Genomic DNA, 19,969 nt, shown 5'->3' with positions numbered 1-19,969 from the left:
GACCGGCTCCAGGACGACGTCCAAGGTGACGTCCAAGACAGGACCCAAGAAGACGACGACGTCCAAGACGAAGGCGGGGCCCAAGTCCTCGACGTCCAAGTCCACGTCCAAGAAGGGCAGCACCAAGGCCAAGTCCCGCTGACCCGACCGACCGAACGACCTGAGGGCCGCCGATCTCGCTGGATCGCCGGCCCTCACTCATGTCCTCCCGCGCCCGCCGAGCGGTTCACAGCAGCCGCTTGACGGCGTCGATGATGGCGTGGCGGTCGATGCGGGCGTCGGCGAGCTGCTCCTGCGGCGTCGCGGACCCGGGCAGGTCGGTCACCGCCAGCTTCACCACCCGCGGCCCCAGCTCGCACACCGCGTCCATCACCGCGTCGCCCAGGCCGCCCTCGACCCGGTGGTCCTCCACCGTGATCAGGTTGCCGGTGGTGGTCGCCGCCTCGACCAGCGCGGCCGTGTCCACGGGCTTGATCGAGTACAGGTCGATGACGCCGACGGGGACGCCCTCCGCCTGGAGGTCGTCGGCGGCGGCCAGCGCCTCGTGCACCGTCACGCCCGCCGCCACGATCGTGGCCCGGTCGCCGGGCGTGTGCCGCAGCACCCGCGAACCGCCCACCGTGAACCGCTCGCCGGGCTCGTAGATCACCGGCGTGTCACCCCGCGTGGTCCGCAGGTAGGACACGCCCTCCAGGTCCGCCATCTCGGCGATCAGAGCCGCCGTCTGGTTGGCGTCGCACGGGTAGAGCACGGTGCTGCCGTGCACCGTCCGCATCATCGCCAGATCCTCCAGGCCCATCTGGGACGGGCCGTCCTCGCCGATCGCCACCCCGGCGTGCGAGCCCACCAGCCGGATGTCCGCCCGGCTCACGCCCGCCATCCTGATGAAGTCGTGCGCCCGCGTCAGGAACGCCGCGAACGTCGCCGCGTACGGCTTCCAGCCCCGCACCTGCATCCCGACGGCCGCCGCGACGAGCTGCTGCTCGGCGATGTACATCTCGAAGAACCGCTCAGGATGCTCCTTGCCGAACGTCTCCGTCTTCGTGGAGTCCGCCACCTCGCCGTCCAGCGCCACCACGTCGCCGCGCGCCGCGCCGAGCGCCGCCAGCGCCGCCCCGTACGCCGTCCGCGTCGCCACCTGCTCGCCCACCGGGTACGACGGCAGCTTCATCCCGTTGCCGGAGAACCGGAACGGCGCCGCGTCCATCTCCGGCCTGTGCACCTCGACCCGCACGCTCCGCGGCCCGCCCAGCTCCTCGACCGCCTTGCCGGGGTTCTTCAGCGACTTGCCGTGGGCGCCCTCCCGGTTCTCCACCTCCAGGACGCCCTCGCCCTTGCGGGTCTTCGCCAGGATCACGGTCGGACGGCGCCGCGTGTTGCGGGCGTCGCCCAGCGCGAAGTCGATCTGGCCGGGGTCGTGCCCGTCGATCTCGATCGTGTGCCAGCCGAACGCCCCGAACCGCCGCGCGTACGCGCCGGTGTCCCAGCCGTGCCTGGTGGGGCCGCGCTGGCCGAGCCGGTTCACGTCCACGATCGCGGTCAGGTTCGCCAGCCCCTCGCTGCCCGCGTGCTCGGCCGCCTCCCAGATGGAGCCCTCGGCCAGCTCGCTGTCCCCGCACAACACCCAGACCCGGTACGGCAACCGCTCCAGCCGCCCCGCCATCGCCACCCCGACCCCGACGGGCAGCCCCTGCCCCAGCGAACCGGTGGCCACGTCCACCCAGGGCAGCCGCGGCGTGGGATGGCCCTCCAACCGGCTGCCTCTCCGGCGGAACGACAACAGCTCCTCGTCGCTGATCACGCCGGCCGCCTTGTAGAGCGAGTAGAGCAGGGGGGACGCGTGGCCCTTGGAGAAGATCAGGTGGTCGTTGACCGGGTTGCCGGGGTTCTCGAAGTCGTAGTGCAGGTGGCAGGCGAAGAGCACGGCCATCAGGTCGGCTGCGGACATGGACGAGGTCGGATGTCCGGAACCGGCTTCGGCCGCGGCCCGTACGGAGTCCACGCGTAGCTGGGCTGATAGTTCGGCCAGGTATTGAAGATCGCGGTCAGGCATCATGACCTCCCCTGAGATGGTTTCAGGCCCGTCTACCCCGGCGTAGCCGCTTAACTCGGCACCCGGGCGGGGGCGTGAGGGCGTCGCGCGCGCACGCGGCGGCGCCCGCCTGTGTCCTGTCGCGAAGTGATCTCAAGGCGACGCGGAGGCGGGCGCTGGGACGTGCGGGCGCTGGGATTTGCGGGCGCTGGGATGTGCGGGTGGGGGGGTCAGGCGCGGCGGGCTCGCCGTACGGCGGCGAAGGTCGCGGCGGCGGCCCCGCCGGCGAGGGTGAGCAGCACCGACCGCCGATGCTGCGAGAGCCAGACCTGCGGACTGCGCCCGTGCGACCGGTCGTCGAACGACCCGTGCGCCCCGTAATCGGTGTTCTCGTCGGCGGGCTCCCAGAGGTTGGCCACCCCGGTGGGCGCCTTGTCATCGGTGACCTGCGACTGCGTGCCCGTCCGCGCCAGGTACCGATCCACCAGCGCGGGCGCGGCCCGCTGGGCGAGCAGGGTGGCGACGGTGCTGACGCCGACCCAGTACTCCTTGCGCTCGGGGTGCATGGCCGCGTGCACGATGGCCCGCGCCGCCACCTCGGGCTGGTAGATCGGCGGGACGGGCTGCGGATGGCGGCGCAGCTTGGACAGCACCCAGTCGAACTGCGGCGTGTTGACCGCCGGTAGCTGGACGAGGGTGATCCGCACGTTGCTGCGGTCCGACATCAGCTCGGTGCGCACCGACTCGGTGAAGCCCTTGATGGCGTGCTTGGCCCCGCAGTAGGCCGATTGGAGGGGGATGCCGCGGTGCGACAGCGCCGATCCGACCTGGACGACGGCGCCGGCGTTGCGCGGGCGCATCAGGTCGAGGGCGACCTTGGTGCCCCAGACGTACCCGAGGTAGGTCACGGCGGTGGTGCGCTCGTACTCGTCGGGGGAAATGTCGGTGAACTTGGCGAAGACGGAGGAGAAAGCGGTGTTTATCCAGACGGAGATCGGGCCCATCTCCTTCTCGATGCGTTCCGCCGCGGCGCGCACCTGCTCGTAGTCGGCCACGTCCGCCTCGTACACCTGCCCGGTGCCGCCTTCCACGCCCACGTCCACGGCCGCCGCGCCCAGGCCGGCCGTGCCGCGGGCGATGAGCGCCACCTTGGCGCCCTGCGCGCCGAGCTCGCGGACCACCGCGCGCCCGACGCCGCCACTCGCGCCCGTCACCACTATCACGCGTCCACGAAGTGGTGCCATGTCGTGATCAGCCCGCCTCTCCGTCAGTGCCGCGGTGCTTCTGGCGCCGTACGGCCAGCGTCATGTCGACCACCGTGGCGATGGCCAGCACGACGGCGATGCCCGTCAGGACCGGCGCTCCGGTGAGGAGCCCCAGCACCGCGAACGCGAACAGGAACACCAAGATGAAGGAGCCCACCCGTACGTGCATGTAGTCACGCGGGGTGGCGGGCACCATGGCATGGCCTCTGTGGTCCCGTCCCTCGCGCCATTCTCCGTTGTCAGACATGTGGCTCACCTGCCCGTACCGTTTGCCGCCTAACGTCGGGGGTAGCCCGCCCTGCGTGTCCGAGCGAGATCGACGCAGCGACGAGTTGCACCCCAGCGACCAGAGCGAGCCGGGCATCGTGCGGCGGCGGCGCGGGCGCGGGTTCAGCTACGAGGGCCCCGACGGCCGGCCGCTGCGCGACCCGGCGACGCTCGCCCGGATCAAGGCGCTGGCCATCCCGCCTGCCTGGCGGGACGTGTGGATCTGCACCTCACCCAAGGGCCACTTGCAGGCCGTGGGGACGGATTCCGCGGGCCGGCGGCAGTACCGCTACCACGACGTGTGGCGGGAGCAGCAGGACCGGGCCAAGTTCGACCGGGTGCTGGAGGTGGCCGAGCGGCTGCCGGCGTTCAGGAAGACGGTGGACGACCAGCTCCAGGGGAGAGGGCTGACCAGGCAGCGGGTGCTGGCCGCCGCCGCCCGGCTGCTCGACATCGGCTTCTTCCGCATCGGCGGGGAGAGCTACGACACCTACGGCCTGGCCACGCTCAGGATGGAGCACGTCACCTGCAAGGGCGGCGTCGTCACCTGCGCCTACCAGGCCAAGGGCGACGTGTCGCGGGAGGTCGAGGTGGCCGACCCGGACGCGTGCAAGGTGCTGCGCTCGCTGAAGGCGCTGCGCGTGGACGGCGAGCTGCTGCGCTACCGGCACGCCGGCGGGTGGAGCGACATCAGGAGCGAGGACATCAACGACTACCTGCGCGAGATCATCGGCTACGAGGTCACGGCCAAGGACTTCCGCACCTGGCACGCCACCGTCCTGGCGGCGGTGGGGCTGGCGGTGTCCAGGCCGGCGCGCGAGGGCGTCACCAGCAAGAAGCGCGCCGTCACCCGGGTGATGCGGGAGGTCTCGGAGTACCTGGGCAACACTCCGACGGTGGCGCGGGCGTCGTACGTGGATCCGCGCGTGGTGGAGGCGTACGACCAGGACAGAACGATCGCGGCGGCGCTGACCGAGCTGGGGGCGGACGCGGATTTCGGGCAGCTCGCCACGGCGGGCCCGGTGGAACGGGCGGTCATCGAGCTGATCCGTGCCGTTTGAGCTGTTCGAGCACGGGCATGCGCCGACAAGAGAAGGAGGCGAGCGATGGAAGCTCCGCAGTACGTCGCGGCCCGTGTCCAGCAGGCGCTGGCCGAGGACGGACGCACGCACGAGCTCGGCATTCGCGTCGACATCAGAGGCGACCAGCTTTTCCTGCGCGGACAGGTGAGCGGCGCCGAGCAGCGTGAGCGGCTCGGCCAGGTGGCGCACGAGGTCGCGCCCGAGCTCCATGTGCACAACGAGATCAACGTCGTTGAGGCGAACGCGCCGGGGGAGGATGAGCATCTTGACTGACCTTCGCATAGCCGCCGTGGGGGACATTCACCTCGGCGAGGACGTCAGAGGCCAGTACAGGAAGAAGCTCGAAGGCATCGAGGACCGCGCGGACGTGTTCATGCTGGCGGGCGACCTCACCCGGCACGGCACCCTGGAGGAGGGCCGGGTGGTGGCCGACGAGCTGCGCGGCCTGCCGATCCCGAGCGTCGCGGTGCTCGGCAACCACGACTACCACTCCGACCTGCAGTACGAGATCGCCAGCGAGCTGCGCGACGCGGGCGTCATCGTGCTCGACGACGACGGCGTCGTGATCCAGTGCGGCGACAAGAAACTGGGCGTGGTCGGCGGCAAGGGATTCGGCGGCGGCTACGCGGGCAAGTGCGCCAGCGAGTTCGGCGAGCGTGAGATCAAGAACTTCGTCTCCCACACGCGCTACATCGCCGAGGCGTGGAAGGTCGCGCTGAAGGAGATCGTGGCCGACCACCGCGTGGTGCTGTCGCACTACTCGCCGATCAAGGAGACGCTGGAGGGCGAGCCGCCCGAGATCTACCCCTTCCTCGGCAGCTACCTGCTGGCGGAGGCGGTCGACACGGCGGGCGCCGACCTGATCCTGCACGGGCACGCGCACAAGGGCAGCGAGAAGGGCATGACGCCGGGCGGGATCCGGGTGCGCAACGTGGCGCTGCCGGTGCTCGGCAGGGCGTACTGCGTGTACTGCCTCGACTGCGAGGACGACATGCAGACCCACCCGAGCTGATCCGCTAGAGCACCCGTACGGCGATGACGCACACGTCGTCCTCGGCCGCCTCGCCGCCCAGCCTCTTCAGCAGGCAGGCGATCATCTGCTCGGGGTCGTCGTCGGTGCACAGGTGCGCGGCCTGGAGCAGGGCCTCCATGCCCGCCTCCAGGTCCTGCCCGCGCCGCTCGACCACCCCGTCGGTGTAGAGCAGCAGGACGTCGCCCGACTGGAGCCGCGTCGTCGTCATCTGGTACTCGGTCATGTCGAACGCGCCGAGCATCATCCCCTGCACGCCGTCGATCGGCGCGGCCCGGCCGTCCCTGATCAGCAGGGGCGCCGGGTGGCCGGCGTTCGTCCAGCGGAAGGTGCAGTCCTGCGGGTCGAAGTGGCCGATGATGGCGGTGCCGGTCACGGTGATGCCCTCGTTGGAGTGCACGATGAGGTCGTTCAGCCAGGTGGCGAGCTGCCCGGCGGGCGCCTGCGTGTAGGCCAGGCCCGCCAGCCCGGAACGCATCTGCAGCATGATGCTGGCGGCGGTCAGGCCGTGCCCCATCGCGTCGCCGATGGCGATCAGCACCCTGCCGTCCGGGATGAGGCGGGCCTTGAACCAGTCGCCGCCGAGCCGGATGAGCTCCTCGCCCGGCAGGTAGCGCACGCCGACGGTCAGGCCGGGCAGGTGGATGAGGCCGCGCCTGATGGGCACGATCGTGTCCTGGAGCTGGACGGTGACCCGGTGCTCCTCCTCGGCCCGCTGCCGCTGCCGGTGGGCCTGCTCGTGCGCCACGGCCAGGGCCCGCTCCCTGCGCCGGTTCTTCGTCACGTCCTGCACCAGGCAGCGCACCTTGACCGGGACGCCGTCGGCGTCGAGGATCGGCTCGCTGTAGACGCTCAGGTGCCGCACCCCGTGCCGGTGCTGGATCCTGAACTCCGTCTCGACCGCCTCCCGGTGCTCCACCAGGGAACGCACCTGGTCCTCGACGACGGGCAGGTCCTCCGGCACGACCACGGTCGGCAGGTCCTCCAGCGCCATCGGGCCCTGCTCGCGGTCGCGGCCGAACATCTCATACATCTGGGGTGTCCACAGCGTGCGCTGCGTGGCCAGGTTCCACTCGCCCCAGCCCAGCTCGGCCAGTCGCTGAGCGCGGTCCCAGCCGGAGACGAGCAGCTCCTCGTCGTCCATGGTGCGCCAGCTCACCAGCAGCCCGTCGTCCACCCGGGCCGCCCGCACGCTCAGCGTGGCGGGCCAGCGCAGGTAGTCGAGCACCTCGACGAACTCCAGCCCCTCCCGGTGGACGGGCTCGCCGGTCTCGAACACGGTGATGTAGTCGTCCAGCAGGCGTGAGCCCGCGACGCCGGGGCTGACGGCCATGAGCCGGCGTCCGGCCAGCTCGGACGCGGTCTGTCCGGCGATCGTCCTGGCGTGGCGGTTCGCGGCGGCGATCAGGAAGTCGACGACGCGGCCCGTGGCGTCCTTGACGGGGGTGAGGTAGAGCGCGGAGGCGTGGACGGCGTCCAGCATGGCGTTCACCCAGACGGGCACGTCGGGTGTCTGCCTGGGCTCGTCGGGCGGGCGTTCGATGCCCTTGGCCACCTCGACGAGCTCCAGGCCGCTGTGCTGGGCCATCCTCGACAGCTGCTCGGCCGCCTCGCCAGGCCGGATGTTCAACTCAGTGGCGAGGCGGGCGATGGCCTCGTCGAGGATGGCCTCGTCGCGCATGCGCATGCGAAGCCGTACGAGCAGGTCGCGGAGCCTCGCCGAGGCAGCGCCGGTCTCGTAGCGGCTGAACGGCGGAAATCTACTCACACGCTCCTCATTCCCGGCAGGCGGGAATCGAGGAGCGTCACCAATGATATTTCAGCAAAAGGATAGAAACCGCTGGACCGTTCTCGGGGATCGGCCCAGCGGTGCGGTAGGGGCGATTGACCGGTCGAATCCGAGCCGCGCCCCTACACATTGAAGATGCTGACCCCGCCAGGCCCGACCAGGAAACCGAGGACGATGAGCACGATCCCCCATAGCAGGTCGCGCCGGGCCAGGATCACATAGATCCCGGAGATGACGAGAATTACCGCGATGATCCAGAGCAAAGTAGCCATGGGCTGGCATCTGCCCCAGGCGAACGCCGCATAACATATTTTTTCGGGGCAGGGGACGAACTCATGACGACCTTCGGTTATTTCCTGTCGTGTGAGGAACACGGTCCCGAGGAGCTGGTGCGTCAGGCCAAGGCCGCAGAACGCGCCGGCTTCGAGGCCCTGTGGATCTCCGACCACTTCCACCCCTGGCTGGACGAGCAGGGCCAGGCGCCGTTCGTCTGGTCGGTGATCGGCGCCATCGCCGAGGCCACGTCCCTGCCCATCGCCACCGCGGTGACCTGCCCGCTGGTCCGCACGCATCCGGTGGTGATCGCCCAGGCCGCGGCCACCACGGCCGCGCTCACCGGCGGGCGCTTCCGGCTCGGCGTGGGCACCGGCGAGGCGCTCAACGAGCACGTCGTGGAGTCCCGCTGGCCGCCGCTCAGCGAGCGGCTGGAGATGCTGGAAGAGGCCATCGAGCTGATGCGGGAGCTGTTCACCGGCAAGCTGGTCACGCACCGGGGCCGCCACTACCGCGTGGACACCGCCAGGCTCTACACGCTGCCCGACGAGCCGGCGCCCATCCTGGTGTCGGGGCTGGGCGAGAAGTCCACGTCGCTGGCGGGGCGGCTGGGCGACGGCTACGTCTCGGTCGCGCCCGACGCCGGCGCCGTACGCGCCTTCCGCGAGGCGGGCGGCACCGGCAAGCCCGCGCTGGGCGGGCTCAAGGCCTGCTACGCCGCCGACGAGGCGGCGGCCCGCAAGACCGTGCACCGCCTGTGGCCCACGCAGGGCATCAAGGGCGAGGCCGCGCAGCTCCTGCCGCTGCCCCGGCACTTCGAGCAGCTCGCCGGGATGGTCACCGAGGACGAGGCCGTCGCGGGCAGCCCGGTCGGCCCCGACCCCGAGGTGCACGCCCAGGCGATCAGGCAGTACGTGGACGCGGGCTTCGACGAGGTCTACGTCAACCAGATCGGGACGGAACAGGACGCGTTCTTCGACTTCTACGAGCGCGAGGTGCTGCCGCTGGTCCGCTGATCGCCTGGCCGGAGCATGCCCGTCAGGAGGTCGCTCAGCGCGTCCTCAAGCTCCTGCGGCGTGGGGACGCTGCCGGCGCCGGCGATCGCGTCGAACATCAGCCCCTCCCCGAACGCCACCAGGTTGCGCGCGTGCGCCACCGGATCGGCCGAGCCCATGGCCGCCAGCATGGCCACGGCCGGGTCGCGGAAGCGCCGCCCGGCCTGGTCGTAGATGGTGCGCAGCTCCGGCCGCCTGGTCGCCTCCAGGGCCAGCTCGTAGCGGGCCAGGGTGCGGCGGCGGTCCATGAGCTGGACGTGCAGCGCCTGCGCCATGAGTCTCGGCAGGTGGGCCAGCTCGTAGGAGTCGCTGACGTACGCGCCGCCGAGCGCCTGCAGCTCCAGCTCGGTGAGCCGCGACAACGTCAGCTCCAGCAGGGCGGCCCGGGTGCGGGCGAGGTTGGACGTGGAGCCGGGCGGCAGGTCCGCGGCCTCGTCCACGGCGCGGTGGGTCAGGCCGCGCATGCCCCGCTCGGCGAGCAGGGTGATGGCCGTGTCGGCGACGAGGTCGGAGCGCTTCACGGCACCCGATACTACAGCGGTAGTGAGACCGGACTACAGGCGTAGTAGGCTGACACTACAGACGTAGTGAAGGGGAGGCTGTTATGGCCAGGGCTGTGGTGATCGGCGCGGGCGTCGGCGGGCTGGCCGCAGGGGCGGCGCTGCGGCGCAAGGGCTGGGGCGTGACCGTGCTCGAACGGGCGCCGGTCATCGAGCCCGTCGGCTCGGGGCTGGCGATCGCCGCCAACGCCCTCAAAGCACTCGACGTCCTCGGCGTCGGCGACCGCGTCAGGCGGCTCGCCTCCGCCGAGGGGCGGCTCGGGCTGCGCCGCGCGAACGGCACCTGGCTCACCCACACCACCGAGGCCGTCGCGGACGCCAAGTACGGCGACTCGGTCGTGGTCATGCTGCGGGCCACCCTGCTGGAGGTGCTCACGGACACGCTCGGCCGCGAGCACCTGCGCCTCGGGACGACCGTCTCCGAGGTGGACGCCGACAAGGGCCTCGTACGGACCGACGCCGGAGATCTGGAGGCCGACCTCGTCGTCGGCGCCGACGGGATCAACTCCGCCACCCGGCGGGCGCTGTTCCCCGCCCATCCCGGGCCCGTGTACTCGGGGGTGACGGCGTGGCGCGGGCTCGTCCCGCGCGGCGGGCTGACGGTGCCGCGGTCCGAAAGCTGGGGGCGGGGCAAGGTGTTCGGCATCCACCTGCTGGCCGGCGACGTCGTGTACGTGTACGCGACCGACGTGGTGCCGGCGGGGGGCGCGCACGCGGACGAGCGCGCGGAGTTGCTGCGCGGGTTCGGCGACTGGCACGACCCGATCCCGGCCCTGCTGCGGGCGGCCGATCCTGCGCGGATCATCCGCAACGACGTGTACTACAACGCCGAACCGCTGGTTGCCTTTCACCGGGGGAGGGTGGCGCTGGTGGGGGACGCGGCACACGCGATGACGCCCAACCTGGGGCAGGGCGCCTGCCAGGCGATCGAGGACGCGGTGGTGCTCGCCCACCACGCCTCAGGTCAGGGTGATGGGTCTCTGGCCGCCTACAGCGCCGCGCGCGTGGAGCGGACCGCGAAGATCGTGCGGCGCTCCTGGACGCTGTGCCGCATGAGCCGCCTGCGCAACCCCCTGGCGGTGGCGATGCGCGACCTGGGCGTGTCGGCCGCGGCCAGGCTCAGCCCAGATCTGATGTTGCGGTCGATGGACGAGGTGCTGGGCTGGCGTCCACCGGCTGAGGCTGGGCGCTGACCGACGTCTGAACGGCGACCGGGCGCTGCTCCAGCCGGGGCGTGGCGGCGGGCTTGGCGTGATGGTCGGGCGCCAGCCGCCCGAGCGTGATCGTTCCCCCGATGGTCAGCGCGGCGGCCAGCACGGCGGGCACGGCCGTCGAGGGCGACGTCGGCAGCGGCTCCCCGAGCAGGATGGCCCCGGCCAGCACGGACGTGATCGGGTCGATGACCTGCACGCCGGCGTAGGCGATGCCGAAGTAGCCCACGGCGTACGAGCGCTGCAGCAGCACCACCGCGCAGATCAGCAGCACGGGCACGGCGAGGCTGAACCAGTGGATCAGCCGCCCCCAGTCGCCCTGCATCCCGCCGCCGATCACCCGGACGAACGTGGACACGCTCGCCGTCACGGCCCCCGCCCCCACGGAGAGCAGCATCGCCTTGGCCGGCCCGTGCACGCGGCTCGCGAGGAGCTGCGTGACCAGCGCGACCGCCGCGATCACCGCGATGAACACCACCGCCGCGCCGTCGCCCAGCACCGGGGTCACGTTGTGCGCGGGCACCAGCAGCATGAGCCACAGCAGGCCGACGGCCACGGCGATGGAGCCGAGGATCTCGGCGCGGTACGGCCTGCGCCCGTACATGAACGCGGCCAGCGGCACGGCGAACACCAGCGTGGCGACGCTGATGGGCTGCACGGCGACCAGCGGGGCGAAGCTCAGCGCGACGGCGTGCAGGCAGGCGCCGGAGAAGGAGATGGCGCCGCCGACCCACCAGCGGGGGCGTCTGACCAGGCTGAGCGAGGCGCCCTCGGCCACGACCTCGTACTGTTGCATCGCCGCGCCGAGCGCGTATCCCAGCGCTCCGGCCAGGGCGATCAGCATGCCGACCCAGGTCATCGCGGCCCGCGCAGGAGCAGGGATCCTTTCAGGAGCATTGCTCCAGCTTAAGAGGCCGCAGAAGCGCCAGAATCATCCTTTAGGCTGAAAAATCGGGATAAGTTGCGCCCGACCTGCACGAACATGTGGCGTTTCCTTGGGCCGACGGTGGCCGGACGAGCCCCGCCCGACCCCCGGCGCCCCCCGGCGTCACGACTTGCGGCACACGCAGAAGAGGTGCCCCTGCGGGTCCTGGAGCACGATCCACCGCGTGCCCTCCTCCGTGACGCCCGGCTGGAACTCGGGCTTGGTGGCCCCCAGCGCGACGTACTCGGCGGCCGCCTTCTCCACGTCCGCCACCTGGAGGTCGAGGTGGAACTGCTTGTCGGAGCTCGGCCACTGGACGGGCTTGCGATCGGGCACCCGCCCGAAGTAGATGTTGACGGTCCCGTCGCCGATGGCGGCGTACTCGTCCTCCGAGTAGGTGACCTCCATCCCGGTCACCTCGTGGTAGAACGCGGCGAGCGACTTGGGGTCGTCGCAGTCGATGGTGAAGGCCATGAGGCTTGCTTTCGTCGTCATGAGAACCAGCCTTCCAGTCGTACCTGTCACCTTCTGTCAGGAATGACAGAGGGCCGCGCCGGATCGGCGCGGCCCTCCGTCCTACGGCATCAAGTCACCCGGGGAAGCGGCCGTAGTAGTCCCCCAGCCGCGTCCGGTACTCGGGCTCCTTGAACGTGCCCTCGTCGAACTCGGGCGCGTCCTTGATCTCGGCCTTGGTGCGGGCCACGAACACGTTGCGTTCCTGGGGATCGATGTTCGTGATCACCTGGGCCGGGAGCAGGACCTTCTTACCGAAGATCCACGGACCCGTGTCGACGATGATGTAGCTCTCGCCGACCTCGTAAGTCGCCTCGTCGACGGACCCGATCTTGCCGTCGGTCGCCTGGACGTGGTACCCGACCAAGTCCAGCGCCTGCCCACGGTCGTAGACGTCAGCTCGATAGTCCCAGAGCTCCATTGGTGCTCTCTTCCTCTCTTCTTCCGTCTTCTCGGGCAAGCCATCAACTACCCGTCGGTATTCGTGTAAACCCGTAAGAATGCCTTTGGCGATCCTTAACCAACCCTCAAGCTGATGCCGCCACCATCTCCATACAGAAGGGAGACAGCCATGCGAAGCAGACCAGAACGGCTCTATGAGATCGACGGGCTCCGTCTGCTGGCGGCGCTGTGCGTGGTCCTGTACCACTATGTGTTCTCCGGCTGGGCCGGAGGCAAGACGACTGTGACGTTCGTGGCCGAGAGCGGGGTGGCCAAGTACGGCTATCTCGGCGTCGACCTGTTCTTCTTGATCAGCGGTTTCGTCGTGCTGATGAGCGCGTGGGGCAGGACCCCGCACCAGTTCGTGGTCTCCCGCGTGGTGCGGCTCTACCCGGCCTACTGGGTCGGCATCGCGATCACCGCGGTGGTCACCGTGACGCTGGGGCAGGGCCTGTTCCACGTGTCGTTACCGCAGGTGCTGGCCAATTTGACGATGTTCCAGGCCGTGCCGGACATCGAGAACGTGGACGTCGTCTACTGGACGTTGTGGACCGAGATGCGGTTCTACCTGCTGATGCTGGTCGCCACCTGGATCGGGATCACGCGGGGCCGGATCATGGCCGGCCTGTGGGGGTGGCTGGCGCTGACGTTCCTGGTCGAGCTGGGCGTGCTGCCGGGGATCGCGGACCTGGTCGTGCAGTCGGAGTTCTCCCACTACTTCATCGCGGGGATGGCGCTGTTCATGCTCTACCGGTTCGGGCTGGACTGGCAGATCGCGCTGCTCGTGCCGATCTGCCTGGGGAACGCGGTCTACCGGGCCATCGGGTACGCCGAGGCGGTCGGCGAGCGCTACAACGTGACGTACTCGCCGGCCGTCATCACGGCCGTGGTCGTGGCGATCTTCCTGATCATGACGTTCGTGGCGCTGCGGGTCACGCACCGGCTGGCCCGGCCGTGGCTGGTGACGGCGGGCGCGCTGACGTACCCGCTGTACCTGCTGCACGCGCACGTCGGCTTCGTCCTGTTCGCCCGGCTGGAGGGCACGGTCAACAAGTACGTGCTGCTCGTCGCCATGATCGCGGTGATGCTGGTGGCGGCGTACCTGGTGCACAGGTTCGTGGAACGGCCACTCGCGCCCTGGCTCAAACGCCTGTTGTCCAAGCGCCAGCCCGCGCACGCGGCGGCCCCGGCGGCCAAGTCCGACACGATGATCTGACTCTCCTGACAACCGACCGCCAGTCAGCGCGCCGGAGCCCCAGGTGCGGATACGATCCGCGCGAGGAGGTCGGATGAGCGTTGAGTGGGCGCCTCCAGGGGTGGATCCCGAACAGCCGAGCGTGGCGCGGGTGCACGACGCGCTGCTGGGTGGTATGGAGAACTTCGCCTCCGACCGCTCGGTGGCGCGCAAGCTCAGGGACGCGGTGCCCGAGGTGGTCGATCTCGTCTGGTGCAACCGCGCCTTCATCGGCCGCGTCGTCGACTTCCTCATCCGCGAGGCCGGCATCAGGCAGATCATCGACCTCGGCGCGGGCCTGCCCACGGTGGAGAACACCCACGAGGTCGCCCACTTCGCCGACCCCAGGTCCAGAGTGATGTACGTGGACATCGACCCCATGGTCGAGCCGCACGCCCGCGCGATACTCAGCGGCAACCCCAACGCCGACACCATCACCGCCGACGCCCGCGACGTGGCGGGCGTGCTCGGCCACCCGGCCATGCGCCGCCTGCTCGACCTGTCGCAGCCCACGGCGGTCCTGGCCGTCGGCCTGCTGCACCTCTTCTCCGACCGCGACGACCCGCACGCGATGATCAGGGCCTACATGGACGCGCTGCCGTCCGGCAGCTACCTGGCCGTCTCCAACTTCCTGGCCTCGGAGAACCCCAAGGCCAAGGCGCTGGAGGTGATGTTGCAGGCCACGATGGGCACCGGCTACTTCCGCGACCACGAGGCCATCACGCGCTTCTTCGACGGCCTCCGCCTGGTGGAGCCCGGCGTGGTGCACTTCCCCGAGTGGCATCCGGACGAGCGGGTGCCCGGCCCGCTCGCGCCCTGGGAGGAACTGCTGCTGGGCGGAGTCGCCCGCAAGCCCTAGCTGTTTGGGTGGAGCCGCCCGCAAGCCCTAGGCTGTCACCCGTGCCGAGACGTCTGATCTGCTCCCCGCCCCCCGCCCGCTAGCGGGCGGCGTTTCCTGATCTCTCCGGGTCTGACCGATCCGGGGGTGGTCGCTGCCCGCACACCGGGCCCATTCCGACCACTCCTCCCGGAGAACCCCTGTCATGACCCATGTCTCCGCCCGGCGGGGCGCCCTGTACGTGTCCGTGGCCGCGACCGCCTGGGGCACCGGCGGCGCAGCCGGATCCCTCCTGTTCGACACCGGCGGCCTCGGCCCCGTCGGCGTCTCCCTGTGGCGCTACCTGCTCGGCGCCGCCTTCCTCCTCGTCCTGACCAGAAGCACACCCCTGACCTGGAACGGCAGGACGCTGCTGGTCGGCGCCGGGATGGCCGTCTACCAGACGGCGTACTTCGCCGCGATCGCGCACTCCGGCGTCGCCGTGGCCACGGTCGTCACGATGGGCGCCACCCCGATCTTCACCGCCCTGGGCAGCCGCTTCCTGCTGCGCGAGCGGCTCGGCCGGATCGCGCTGGGCGCCCTGGCCGCCGCGCTGGCCGGGCTGCTCCTGCTCACCGGCGAGGCCGCGCTGGAGACGGGGGCGTCCCTCGGCATCGGCTTCGCGCTGGTCTCGGCCGCCGGGTACGCGGGCGTCACGCTGCTGTCCCGCCACGGCAGGGACGACGACTCGCGGGCCGTGGCCGTCGGCGGGTTCGTGGTGGGCGCGGTGTGCCTGGCGCCGTTCGCGCTGGCCGAAGGGGTGGTGCCGGAGGTGAGCTGGACGTCGGTGGCGCTGCTGGTCTACCTGGGCGCGGTGCCGACCGCGCTCGCGTACGGCCTGTTCTTCCGCGCGCTGACCGCGCTGAGCGCCACCACCGTGTCGATCATCTCGCTCGGCGAGGCGGTGGGGGCGGCGCTGCTGGGCGTGCTGCTGTTCGGCGAGCACCTCACCCCGGTGGGGTGGTGCGGCTGCGTGCTGCTGCTCGCCGCCGTCACGGTGCTCGCCGCACGTGCCGACGCGGCGTGAAGTGACGGCTCAGGACGCGGGATGAGCTAAGGTCCGGTACGGCGACGCTTGCCGAATCGTCGCTCCGCTCCCCGGTCTCAGGCGAACGAAGAAGGGAACGGTGTCGGCGTAGCGTGCGTTGGAGGAACTGTGGCCTCGATTAAGGGAATACTGAGGAACCTCCTGGATCGTCCGGGAGGCGTCCCTCTGACGCCCTACCAGAAGATCGTCAAGACGGCCGACGGCCGGGCCGATCAGGTCAGGAAGCTCGATGAGCTGCCCAGGCCCGGCATGAGCGATCTGGCCGAGTTCTGCGCCGTCGCGCGCGAGGCCGCCGACCGGACTCTGGGCCTGCGGCCGTACGACGTGCAGCTTCTGGGCACGCTCGCCCTGCTCGACGGCAAGGTCGCCGAGATGGCCACCGGCGAGGGCAAGACCCTGTCCGGCGCCATGGCGGCGGCCGGATACGCGTTGCAGGGCAAGCGCGTGCACGTCATCTCGGTCAACGACTACCTGGCCAGGCGTGACGCCGAGTGGATGGGCCCCTTCTACGAGGCGCTCGGCGTCAGCGTCGGCTGGATCGACCAGAACTCCACGCCCGAGGAGCGGCGCGAGGCGTACGCCAAGGACGTCACGTACGGGCCGGTCAGCGAGATCGGCTTCGACGTGCTGCGCGACCGCCTGCGCACGGACGCCGGCGAGATCATCGTGCCCGCGCCGGAAGTGGCCCTCATCGACGAGGCCGACTCCGTGCTCGTGGACGAGGCCCGCGTGCCGCTGGTCATGGCCGGCGCGGCCGACCCGGGCAACGCGGTGCCGGAGATGGCGGCGCTGGTGCGGCAGCTCGTGCGCGGCTACCACTACGAGATCGACGAGCAGGCCCGCAACGTCTACCTGACGCCCAAGGGCGCCGACAGCGTCGAGAACCTCCTCGGCGTCGACCTCTACGACGAGCACGAGCCCGGCACGCTCATCGAGCTGAACCTGGCCCTGCACGCCCACGCGCTGCTGGCGCGCGACGTCGACTACATCGTGCGCGACGGCAAGGTGCAGCTCATCAACCCCTCGCGCGGCCGGGTGGCGCTGTTGCAGCGCTGGCCCAACGGCCTTCAGGCGGCGGTGGAGGCCAAGGAGGCGCTGCCGCCGAGCGAGAAGGGCGAGATCCTCGACTCCATCACCGTGCAGGGCCTGATCCGCCGCTATCCGCAGATCTGCGGCATGACCGGCACCGCCGTGGCCGTCAGCGAGCAGCTCGGCGAGTTCTACGGGCTCAAGGTCGCGGTGATCCCGCCGAACAGGCCGTGCGTGCGCGTGGACGAGCCGGACCGCATCTATCCGACCGTGCCCGACAAGGACGCGGCGCTGGTGGAGGAGATCCAGGCCGTCCACGAGACGGGCCGGCCGATCCTCATCGGCACGCTCGACGTCGCCGAGTCGGAGAACCTCGCCAAGCTGCTGCAGCGGCGCGGCCTGGAGCCGGTCGTGCTCAACGCCAAGAACGACGCGGAAGAGGCCGCGATCATCGCCAGGGCGGGCGAGCGCGACGCCGTCACCGTCTCCACCCAGATGGCCGGCCGCGGCACCGACATCCGCCTCGGCGACGGCGTGGCCGAGCTGGGCGGCCTCTACGTGATCGGCTCGGGCCGTCACGCCAGCAGCCGCCTCGACGACCAGCTCCGCGGCCGTGCGGGCCGCCAGGGCGACCCGGGCGGCTCCGTCTTCTTCGTCAGCACCAAGGACGACCTGATCACCCAGTTCGTCCCCGACGAGCGCCCGCCCGCCGCCGACGCCGACGGTGTCGTGCGGCACCGGCGCGGCGCGTACCTCGTGGGTCACGCCCAGCGCGTCGCCGAGGGCGTCAACCTGGAGATCCACCGCAACACGTGGCGCTACACCCGGCTGCTCGAGCACCAGCGCGAGCTGATCCTGGAGTGGCGCGACAAGGTGCTGCACGGCGAGGCCGCCGCCAAGGCGCTGGCCGAGGCCGACCCGGAGCGCTGGGCGTCGATGCCCGAGGACACCAGGGACGAGACGGCCCGCCAGATCGTGCTGCACGCCATCGACCGCTGCTGGACCGAGCACCTGGCGTTCCTGACGGACCTGCGCGAGGGCATCCATCTGCGGGCGCTGGGCCGGATGAGCCCGGTCGACGAGTTCCAGCGGGAGGCGGTGGCCGAGTACAAGGCGCTGCTGGCCGAGGTGGAGAAGCGCTCGCTGGAGTCGTTCGAGGCGCCCGAGCCCGACCTGGGGCGGCCCACGGCGACGTGGACCTACCTCGTGCAGGACAACCCGTTCGGCACCGAGTGGGACCGCATACTCAAGCGCGTCACGGCGGCCACCCGCAGGGGCTGATCACCAGCGTCAGGGCCACTTCGGGTCGCCCGACGGCACGACAGGCCCGCTCAGCACGCCCAGCCGCTCCAGCAGGGTGATGAACGTGGTCGCGTACGGCGACTCGGCCGTCACGGCCGCCACCCGCGGCCAGTCGACCTGCTCGCGCAGCGCCCGCACCTGGGCCAGCAGCGCGCCGTAGTCGCAGGCGTGCTCCGACAGCGGCAGCAGCCAGGAGATGACCAGGTCGGTGGCCTCCAGCACGGGGACGATCACCGCCGACGCCTTCAACGGCTCCGCCCGGTCGAGCAGCGCGTCGGTGATCTCCAAGTCGGACACCCGGAAGATCAGATCGACCAGCCGCCCGTCGTCGTACGCCTTGACCAGCCAGTCCTCGGGCGGCTTGGCCGTCTGGAAGCCCAGCCCGCGCAGCGCCTCCAGCGCGGCGGGCACATCGTGTTCTGTGAGGACGAAATCCACGTCGTGGAGGGAGGGCGCGGCACCTCGCGCGTACGCGGCGCACCCGCCGGCCAGCGCGAATTTCACCCCGGCGTCCTTCAGCCCCGAACTGGCGCGCTTGAGCGTGTCGAGGATGGCGTCGGTGACCGCGTGACCGTGGCTACTCATGTGATCGGGCTACCCAAACGATCGTCAAGTAGACGTTGGAGGTCAGGGGTTTCCGGGTAGCGCGGGGAGCTATGACCGACATTCTGGAAAAGACGGAACGAGCCTACGAGAACGGGCACGACCGGCCGCTGGGGGGATACGTCGGCCTGCTCAGCGCGTACGGCGGAACGGTCGCGGTGGCCGCCGTCACGGCGATGCTCGCCGGGCGCAAGGCCCCCGAGCACGTCGGCCTGATGGACCTGGCGCTGATGGCGGCCTGCACGCACAAGGTGTCGCGGCGCCTGGCCAAGGACCCCGTCACCAGCCCGCTGCGGGCCCCGTTCACCAAGTACGAGGGGCAGGGCGGCCCCTCCGAGGTGCAGGAGAAGCCGCGCGGGGCGATCGGCGAGCTGCTCGCCTGCCCGTTCTGCCTGGCCCAGTGGGTGGCCACGGCGTACGCGGCCGGGCTGGTGCTGGCTCCGCGGGTGACCAGGCTCGTGGGGGCGACGATGACGGCTGTGGCGGTGTCGGACTGGCTGCAGCTCGCGTACGCGAAGCTGATGAAGTCGGCGGAGGAGTAGGCGCGGTCAGGAGCCCAGCCGTAGCTGGATCATGGCGACCAGGCGCTGCTCCGGGTCGGACAGGTCGATCCCGGTGATCGCGCCGGCGCGGCGCAGCCGGTGCCGCACCGTGTTCGGATGCACGTGCAGGGTCTCCGCCGCGGCCGCCACGTCCCCGAACGTGTCCAGGTAGGCCAGCAGCGTGTGCGCCAGCTCCGGCTCCAGCGCGTCCAGCGACGGGTCGTGCAGGCCGCTGCCGCGCAGCACGTTCAGCATCTCGCGCAGCACCATCGAGGAGCGCACCTCCTCCAGCGTGGCCACCAGCCGCTCGGGCGCGGGCGCGATGATCTCCAGGATCCTGCTGCCCTCCTTCTTCGCCCTCGGCACCTCGCTCACGTGTCCGGCCACTCCGGAGACGGCCGCCTGCACGGGCGTGCCCATGTGCCGCCGCAGCGCCGCCACCAGGTCGGTGGTCCAGGCGGGCAGCGTGGCGCCGGCGGGGTCCGGCAGCAGGATGTAGATGAAGCCGCACGCCGGGATGACCATGGCGTCGCGCCGGTAGGCGGCGGCGTGCACCGAGATGATCTCGGTGGCCTGGGTCCTGCGCAGTTCCAGCCAGGAGCGGTCGGGCCGCTCCCGCAGGTCCACGGCGATCACCGCGGTGGGCGTGGCGGGATCGACGCCCAGGTGCCTGGCCAGCCCCTCCGCGTCGAAGCTGCCCGTCAGCAGGCCCACCGCCAGGTCCTCCTCGGCGCGGGCCGTGGCGGTGCCGCCGTACAGGCGGGGCCCGGGGTAGGCGGGCCACCCCCCCCCCCCCCCCCCCCCCCCCCCCCCCCCCCCCCCGCGCGCCCGCCTCCAGGTCGCCGCTGTCCGACAGGGCGGGCCGCACGTGCTCCAGCAGTCCCGCCACGA

21 protein-coding genes are annotated in these 19,969 nt (G+C 71.0%); 10 read left to right on the top strand and 11 right to left on the bottom strand.

From position 1 onward, the window contains the following. Window positions 1-226: 226 nt before the first annotated feature. The 3 genes from FXF51_RS51825 to FXF51_RS51815 all read right to left on the bottom strand — a co-directional run bounded on the left by FXF51_RS51825 (window position 227) and on the right by FXF51_RS51815 (window position 3,544). Window positions 227-2,056, bottom strand: a complete 1,830-nt coding sequence (locus FXF51_RS51825) for a transketolase (protein WP_262380448.1) — start codon at window positions 2,054-2,056, stop codon at window positions 227-229. Window positions 2,057-2,262: 206 nt separating this feature from the next. After that, window positions 2,263-3,276, bottom strand: a complete 1,014-nt coding sequence (locus FXF51_RS51820; RefSeq protein ID WP_148442242.1) for an SDR family oxidoreductase — start codon at window positions 3,274-3,276, stop codon at window positions 2,263-2,265. Window positions 3,277-3,283: 7 nt separating this feature from the next. Then, the gene (locus FXF51_RS51815) at window positions 3,284-3,544 is read right to left on the bottom strand and encodes a hypothetical protein (RefSeq protein WP_148442241.1); all 261 of its coding nucleotides are present in this window, start codon (window positions 3,542-3,544) and stop codon (window positions 3,284-3,286) included. 55 nt (window positions 3,545-3,599) lie between these two features. Here FXF51_RS51815 and FXF51_RS51810 point away from each other — a divergent pair, with 55 nt between their 5' ends. From FXF51_RS51810 to FXF51_RS51800, 3 genes are read left to right on the top strand one after another with little or no spacing between them, the layout of a single operon-like run. Then, on the top strand, window positions 3,600-4,625 hold the full coding sequence (locus tag FXF51_RS51810; RefSeq protein WP_262380447.1) for a DNA topoisomerase IB: 1,026 nt from the start codon (window positions 3,600-3,602) through the stop codon (window positions 4,623-4,625). Window positions 4,626-4,670: 45 nt separating this feature from the next. After that, entirely contained in the window at window positions 4,671-4,919 is a 249-nt protein-coding gene (locus tag FXF51_RS51805) for a BON domain-containing protein (RefSeq protein WP_148442239.1), read from the top strand. Continuing rightward, complete coding sequence (locus FXF51_RS51800) at window positions 4,912-5,658, top strand: metallophosphoesterase (RefSeq protein ID WP_222871857.1); 747 nt, start codon at window positions 4,912-4,914, stop codon at window positions 5,656-5,658. Before FXF51_RS51805 ends, FXF51_RS51800 begins: the two co-directional genes overlap by 8 nt. A 4-nt stretch (window positions 5,659-5,662) precedes the next feature. On the opposite strand, the gene FXF51_RS51795 is transcribed toward FXF51_RS51800, so the two are convergent. Both FXF51_RS51795 and FXF51_RS61420 read right to left on the bottom strand, forming a co-directional pair. Then, complete coding sequence (locus FXF51_RS51795; protein ID WP_148442237.1) at window positions 5,663-7,444, bottom strand: PP2C family protein-serine/threonine phosphatase; 1,782 nt, start codon at window positions 7,442-7,444, stop codon at window positions 5,663-5,665. A gap of 143 nt (window positions 7,445-7,587) precedes the next feature. Next, complete coding sequence (locus FXF51_RS61420) at window positions 7,588-7,737, bottom strand: GPGG-motif small membrane protein (protein WP_165959640.1); 150 nt, start codon at window positions 7,735-7,737, stop codon at window positions 7,588-7,590. Between the two features lie 63 nt (window positions 7,738-7,800). Here FXF51_RS61420 and FXF51_RS51790 point away from each other — a divergent pair, with 63 nt between their 5' ends. After that, window positions 7,801-8,754 (top strand): TIGR03557 family F420-dependent LLM class oxidoreductase, encoded by a 954-nt coding sequence (locus tag FXF51_RS51790; RefSeq protein ID WP_148442236.1) that lies wholly within the window; start codon window positions 7,801-7,803, stop codon window positions 8,752-8,754. On the opposite strand, the gene FXF51_RS51785 is transcribed toward FXF51_RS51790, so the two are convergent. Next, window positions 8,721-9,314 (bottom strand): TetR/AcrR family transcriptional regulator, encoded by a 594-nt coding sequence (locus tag FXF51_RS51785; protein ID WP_148442235.1) that lies wholly within the window; start codon window positions 9,312-9,314, stop codon window positions 8,721-8,723. The genes FXF51_RS51790 and FXF51_RS51785 overlap by 34 nt on opposite strands. A gap of 83 nt (window positions 9,315-9,397) precedes the next feature. On the opposite strand from FXF51_RS51785, the gene FXF51_RS51780 reads away from it, so the two are divergent. After that, on the top strand, window positions 9,398-10,546 hold the full coding sequence (locus FXF51_RS51780) for an FAD-dependent monooxygenase (RefSeq protein ID WP_148442234.1): 1,149 nt from the start codon (window positions 9,398-9,400) through the stop codon (window positions 10,544-10,546). Here the strand turns inward: FXF51_RS51780 and FXF51_RS51775 are convergent. The 3 genes from FXF51_RS51775 to FXF51_RS51765 form a co-directional block, all read right to left on the bottom strand. Then, a complete protein-coding gene (locus FXF51_RS51775) occupies window positions 10,473-11,423 on the bottom strand; it encodes a hypothetical protein (RefSeq protein ID WP_262380446.1) in 951 nt (316 codons plus the stop codon). The two genes, FXF51_RS51780 and FXF51_RS51775, sit on opposite strands and share 74 nt — an antisense overlap. A 189-nt stretch (window positions 11,424-11,612) precedes the next feature. Beyond that, entirely contained in the window at window positions 11,613-11,984 is a 372-nt protein-coding gene (locus FXF51_RS51770; protein WP_148442233.1) for a VOC family protein, read from the bottom strand. A 94-nt stretch (window positions 11,985-12,078) separates the two neighbouring features. After that, window positions 12,079-12,423: a PRC-barrel domain-containing protein gene (locus FXF51_RS51765; RefSeq protein ID WP_148442232.1), complete on the bottom strand. Its 345-nt coding sequence runs from the start codon at window positions 12,421-12,423 to the stop codon at window positions 12,079-12,081. 150 nt (window positions 12,424-12,573) lie between these two features. Here FXF51_RS51765 and FXF51_RS51760 point away from each other — a divergent pair, with 150 nt between their 5' ends. The 4 genes from FXF51_RS51760 (at window position 12,574) to secA2 (ending at window position 17,912) form a co-directional block, all read left to right on the top strand. After that, on the top strand, window positions 12,574-13,659 hold the full coding sequence (locus FXF51_RS51760; protein WP_187415035.1) for an acyltransferase family protein: 1,086 nt from the start codon (window positions 12,574-12,576) through the stop codon (window positions 13,657-13,659). Between the two features lie 73 nt (window positions 13,660-13,732). Then, on the top strand, window positions 13,733-14,536 hold the full coding sequence (locus tag FXF51_RS51755) for an SAM-dependent methyltransferase (protein ID WP_148442230.1): 804 nt from the start codon (window positions 13,733-13,735) through the stop codon (window positions 14,534-14,536). A gap of 184 nt (window positions 14,537-14,720) precedes the next feature. Further along, the gene (locus FXF51_RS51750; protein WP_148442229.1) at window positions 14,721-15,581 is read left to right on the top strand and encodes a DMT family transporter; all 861 of its coding nucleotides are present in this window, start codon (window positions 14,721-14,723) and stop codon (window positions 15,579-15,581) included. 129 nt (window positions 15,582-15,710) lie between these two features. After that, window positions 15,711-17,912, top strand: coding sequence for an accessory Sec system translocase SecA2 (gene secA2, locus FXF51_RS51745; protein WP_148442228.1), 2,202 nt, complete (start codon window positions 15,711-15,713; stop codon window positions 17,910-17,912). A 9-nt stretch (window positions 17,913-17,921) separates the two neighbouring features. On the opposite strand, the gene FXF51_RS51740 is transcribed toward secA2, so the two are convergent. Further along, on the bottom strand, window positions 17,922-18,518 hold the full coding sequence (locus tag FXF51_RS51740) for a nucleotidyltransferase (protein ID WP_148442227.1): 597 nt from the start codon (window positions 18,516-18,518) through the stop codon (window positions 17,922-17,924). A 71-nt stretch (window positions 18,519-18,589) separates the two neighbouring features. Between FXF51_RS51740 and FXF51_RS51735 the strand changes: the two genes are divergently transcribed. After that, window positions 18,590-19,078 carry a DUF1360 domain-containing protein gene (locus FXF51_RS51735; protein WP_148442226.1) on the top strand — a complete coding sequence of 163 codons (489 nt, stop codon included), beginning with the start codon at window positions 18,590-18,592 and terminating at the stop codon, window positions 19,076-19,078. Between the two features lie 6 nt (window positions 19,079-19,084). On the opposite strand, the gene FXF51_RS51730 is transcribed toward FXF51_RS51735, so the two are convergent. After that, window positions 19,085-19,792 carry a PucR family transcriptional regulator gene (locus tag FXF51_RS51730; protein ID WP_148442225.1) on the bottom strand — a complete coding sequence of 236 codons (708 nt, stop codon included), beginning with the start codon at window positions 19,790-19,792 and terminating at the stop codon, window positions 19,085-19,087. Window positions 19,793-19,969: the final 177 nt, after the last annotated feature.

This window comes from Nonomuraea sp. PA05 (assembly GCF_008086045.1).
Classification (GTDB): domain Bacteria; phylum Actinomycetota; class Actinomycetes; order Streptosporangiales; family Streptosporangiaceae; genus Nonomuraea; species Nonomuraea monospora.
The sequence above is the reverse complement of the archived record's forward strand: the minus strand, read 5'-3'. Positions and strand labels throughout refer to the sequence as shown.